Origin of the sequence: Kribbella turkmenica (assembly GCF_004348725.1) — a bacterium.
Classification (GTDB): Bacteria; Actinomycetota; Actinomycetes; order Propionibacteriales; family Kribbellaceae; genus Kribbella; species Kribbella turkmenica.
In genome coordinates, this window is sequence record NZ_SMKR01000284.1 from 1 (window position 1) to 4,359 (window position 4,359).

Annotated in this window: 5 protein-coding genes; all 5 read right to left on the reverse strand. The window is 69.1% G+C overall.

Going from position 1 to position 4,359, the window contains the following annotated elements; genetic code table 11:
• Positions 1-1,197: chymotrypsin family serine protease (locus E1218_RS34970; RefSeq protein WP_202866364.1), on the reverse strand; the 1,197-nt coding region annotated here is incomplete at its 3' end.
• Positions 1,198-1,289: 92 nt separating this feature from the next.
• Positions 1,290-1,892, reverse strand: a complete 603-nt coding sequence (locus tag E1218_RS34975; protein WP_132327319.1) for an META domain-containing protein — start codon at positions 1,890-1,892, stop codon at positions 1,290-1,292.
• Positions 1,893-1,904: 12 nt separating this feature from the next.
• Positions 1,905-2,384: a SigE family RNA polymerase sigma factor gene (locus E1218_RS34980; protein ID WP_132327320.1), complete on the reverse strand. Its 480-nt coding sequence runs from the start codon at positions 2,382-2,384 to the stop codon at positions 1,905-1,907.
• 92 nt (positions 2,385-2,476) lie between these two features.
• Positions 2,477-3,778 (reverse strand): alpha/beta hydrolase family protein, encoded by a 1,302-nt coding sequence (locus tag E1218_RS34985; RefSeq protein ID WP_165949561.1) that lies wholly within the window; start codon positions 3,776-3,778, stop codon positions 2,477-2,479.
• 138 nt (positions 3,779-3,916) lie between these two features.
• Positions 3,917-4,359: hypothetical protein (locus tag E1218_RS34990; protein ID WP_233712680.1), on the reverse strand; the 443-nt coding region annotated here is incomplete at its 5' end.

Sequence of the window (4,359 nt, forward strand, 5' to 3'; positions counted from 1 at the left end):
GGCGAAGGTGGTGCCGCGGATGGTGGCGCCGGTCGAGCTGCGCCCGGTGTAGACGGGGCCGCCGGAGTCGCCGCCGATGATGGCGATCTGGCCGCCGCGGGTGGCGCGGATGACGTAGGTGGTGCAGCCGTCGGTGTCGCAGTACTTCGCCGACGTGGAGCGGACGGTGAGGCCGCAGAGCGACGTACTGAAGCTGCCGGACTGGCAGACGACCGTGCCGACGCCGGGGTCGGCTCCGCCCTTGACGATGCGGGTGTTGGCCGAGTCGCCGGGGCCGTCGGTCCAGATCTTCGCGCCGTATGTGCTGCCGGTGAGCAGTGCCTGGTCGTAGTCGGGGTAGTTCGTCCGGACCGAGGTGGTGCCGTAGTAGTGCGAGCCCGACTTCCAGAGCGTGCCGACGCCACCACAGTGGCCGGCGGTGACGGACCCGCGCTGGCCGTTGGAACGCCGTACGACGGAGAAGCCGGCGGTGCAGTTCTTCGAGGCGGACGTGATCCGGGCACCGCCCCAGTGGCCGCCCTTCGGGGTGTCGTTGAGCCGGGAGGTCCGTGCGAGTGAGCTTTCGACGAGTCGTACGCCGGACAGCCTGCGCAGGCCGTCCAGCGACGCGGCCGAGGTCGACGCCTGGTCGTACTCGACGACGATGTCCTCGGTGACCGGGTCGAGGTCGGCGGCGAACGTCGTACGGCTAGCATCGCCGGACCACGAGCGCGCGCCAACCGCCTTCCAGGTTTCACCGATCTCCTGTGCCGATCGGCAACTGCGTTCGATGCGGACCATCGGCTTGCCGGCCGCAGGCACGTGGCGAGTCATCGCGGCCTCGTACCGGCGGGTGTCGATCACCGAATCGTCGACGACGACCTTGTATCCGGTCGCGGCCGAGCCGACCACGCCGATCACGCCTTGGCTCAGCCCGTACGGCAGCCCGGACTTCGGCCGCCCGGTGGCGTCCAGCGGCTCGAGTGCCCGTACGGCGATGCCGATCCCGTCACCGAGAGCCTCACCGAGCGGCCGCGGGTCCGACGCGGACGTCGGCTGTGCCAACCGCTGGGACTGGACAGAGCTCGCGCTCGGCTGAGCGTGCGAGCAGACCGCCCCGAAGGCTGATGCGTCAGGCGCAGCGGTGGCCGTCAGGCCGACCGCGAAGAGTGAAACTGAGCCGAGTGTGAGCAGCGGGACAGTGACTGAGAGTCGCACGTAGCTCCCCAAATCGGTGGACGGCCACATACATCGTCCGGTGACGGACTCCACTCAGTCAAGAGATGGTCACTTTCAGCGAGCAGATTCGACTACCGTGCGCGAGCGTAGCTCGCAAGTTCACGCCCGTCGCCGGCGAAGAACTTCAGCGTGTCCGCGTCGAGCGCGATCCGCTCGGCATCCCGCAGTACGGCGGTGTGCGGCACGTTGTCGCACCCGACCAGCCGCTGCGGACCGATTTTGACGGCGAACTCGCCGCGCTGACCGATCGTGTACGTGCCCGACAGCCCGTTGCAGCCGTCGGAGCCCTGCCACGTCCCGTCCGGCTTGAACTCGATCAGCGGCTCGTCCGGCCGGTCCGCCTTCAGCGTGGTCGAACCGGCCATCTGCACCGGCCGCCACGTCCCGGACACGGTCTCGGCCGACGGCGCCACCTGCGCCGAGGCCGACGCGGCCGGCGTCTGACCACCGGCGACCGGCGGCTGGACGGTCGCGTTCCGGCCGCCGAGGCTGAAGCCGACGACAGCGACGGCGGCGACCGCCACGGCCGCGGCGCCGGCGACGATCCAGGTACGGCGCTGGGCCTGCCGGGCACCCGTGGTCGCCCGCTCGGTCAGGCCGGTGGCCGGCGGGACCGAGGCCGCGGCGCGCTCGAAGGTTCCGCGCAGGTCATCCTCGAGATCGGAGTTGCTCACGACAACCTCTCATCACACGTGGTGGGACTGCCTGGTCCGCCGCAACGTGGCCAGCGCCCTGCTGGCGGTTGCGCGGACGGAGGACGGTTTGATGCCGAGCACATCGGCGATCGTGCGGTCGTCGAGGTCCTGGTAGTACCGCAGGACCAGGACGACCCTCTCCCTGGCCGACAACCCGGCGAGTGCTCGCCAGAGGTCGTCGGAGTTCACGACGGCGGTGGCGGGATCGGGCACCGTCCGCTGCGGGTCGAGCTCGGCGGTCGGTGCCTCGGTGAACGAGCGTCGCCGGGTCATCGACAGGTACTCGTTGACCAGGATCCGCCGGACGTAGTGGTGCGGATCGTCCGCCTTCCGCACCTTCCGCCACGACCGGAACGCCTGCATCAGCGCGATCTGGGCCAGGTCTTCTGCTCGCTGGTAGTCGCCGGAGACGGTGAAACCGAGCCGCACCAGTTCCTGTCCGCGCGCGGACACGTACTCCTCGAACTCCACTCGCCACTCCCCGGCTGGGCGTACAACTCCTCACGTCTATTAGACGCATCGAGTCGCCCAGGATGCTGCAACCGTTCACACACAGTTGGGTCTCAGCCCAGCAGGAACGTCCGCGCGGCCTCCAGCCCACGCGGATCCCGCTGCACGCCGTGCCCACTTCCGGGGATGACGACCAGTTCGGCCGATCGGGTATGCGCCTTCTGCCACTGCGCCCACTCGACCGGGCAGAACAGGTCGTTGCCGCCGTGCAGAATCAGGGTCCGCGGCAACAGCTGGTCAGCCTCCGGGTACGTCGACATCCGCGCTTCCGGCCACCGCAGGCACCCGTCGACGATCAGCTGCCGCCGAGCGGTCTCCAGGTCGTACGGATACAGGCGCTTCGGGTCCAGGCGTCGTACCGCGGTCTCCAGGGCGTCGGTCCTGCCGCCCGTCCAGGGAATGCGGAGGTCCGAGCAGAGCGTGGCTATGTGCAGTCCGGCCGACAGTTCGTCGTACCTGATGCGTCTGCTGGTCACTGTCTGGAAGAACTCCTTGAGTGCCGCATCGTCGCCGTTGCGGGCGGCGTGGAGCTTCGCGGGGATTCCCTTCAGCGACGGATTGACGGTGTTGAGGCTCGAGATCGACAGACTCTCCATCAGCTCGGTGCCGTCCACCGAACCGTTCTCCACCAACCACGCGAGGTCCGCGACCGGGTCCGACGTACACGCCGGGTCCTGTCGGCAGGCGGCCTCGAGTACGCCGCCGGTCGCCGCCATCAGGTCCGCGCCGAACGGGTCGAAACCCTTGTGCGGAACGACCGAGTCGAGCACGAGCGACGCGACCCGTTCCGGATACCTCAGCCCGTACTGCGCCGCCGTGAAGCTCCCGTACGACGTCCCGTTGAGCGTCAGCCGCTCGACCCCGAGGTGCCGGCGCAGCTGTTCGATGTCCTCGACTGTGTCGGGTGTGCCGTAGTGGCCGAGGCCAGGACCGATCCGCTGCGCACAGTCCTCGATGGTCCCGGCCGGAGCGGTCAGGAAGTCCGAACCGCCGATCGCCGTCTGGAGTGAAGCGCAGTTGATGCCGGACGAGCCCGTACCGCGCTGGTCGAACATGACGAGCCTGTACTCGCGGAGCACCTCAGGATGCAGGTTGTCGCGAACGCGAGGCAGCAAAGGCACACCTGGTTGTCCCGGACCACCAGTGAGCATCAGGAGTACACCGCGCGGTGCGTCCACGTTGTCCGCGGCCGCGACGGTCAGGTCGAGCGTCTGGTTGTCCACACCGAGCGGCACGCGGAGCGTCGTGCACGTGAAGCCGGCGACGCAGGGGACCGAGCGTTTCGGCAAGTCGGGTGATGCCGGTGAGGAACAGGCCGTGCAAACGAGCAGCAACAGCGCACCCACCAGCCGCATCAGTCGCATGGTGCAGCTTCCACCACAGGCGGGCGGCGCCGCTACCTGCCTTGCGGGTCGACCCCAGGGAGGGACCCGCAAGGCAGGCGCGGGTTGACCCCGGTCCGGACGGCTTCGGGGGGCGCGTCCGGTGCAGGGTCAGCGCAGGCCGAGCGACTTGATCAGCTCGGGTGACACCTGGCGTGGAGCCGGCAGCTCGCCGGGCTTGCCCTGGCCCTCCAGAGAGGTCGCCACCAGGCGGCGGCAGCCGAAGGTCTCCACGGTGTACGACAGGACGCCACGGTCGTTGTCGGTGAACCGCAGTACGTAGGTCGGGCCGAGCTCCTGCGTGCAGTAGGTCGGCTTCTTGGCGGCGGGCTTCGGCGCGTTCACCAGGGCGAACAGGTCGGTGGCCTCCTTGCTGCTGCGTTTGGTGTCGATGGTCGCGTAATCCTGCCCGGACGCCTTGGCGTCGTACTGGCAGATCGTCACGCTGACGGGCTGGAACAGCGACTTGGCCGCTCCCTTGCCCCAGACGACCCTTTCGGTGGCCGCGCGCACTGCAGCGATGGTGTCGGGGCAGTCCATGCTCGGGGTGCCGC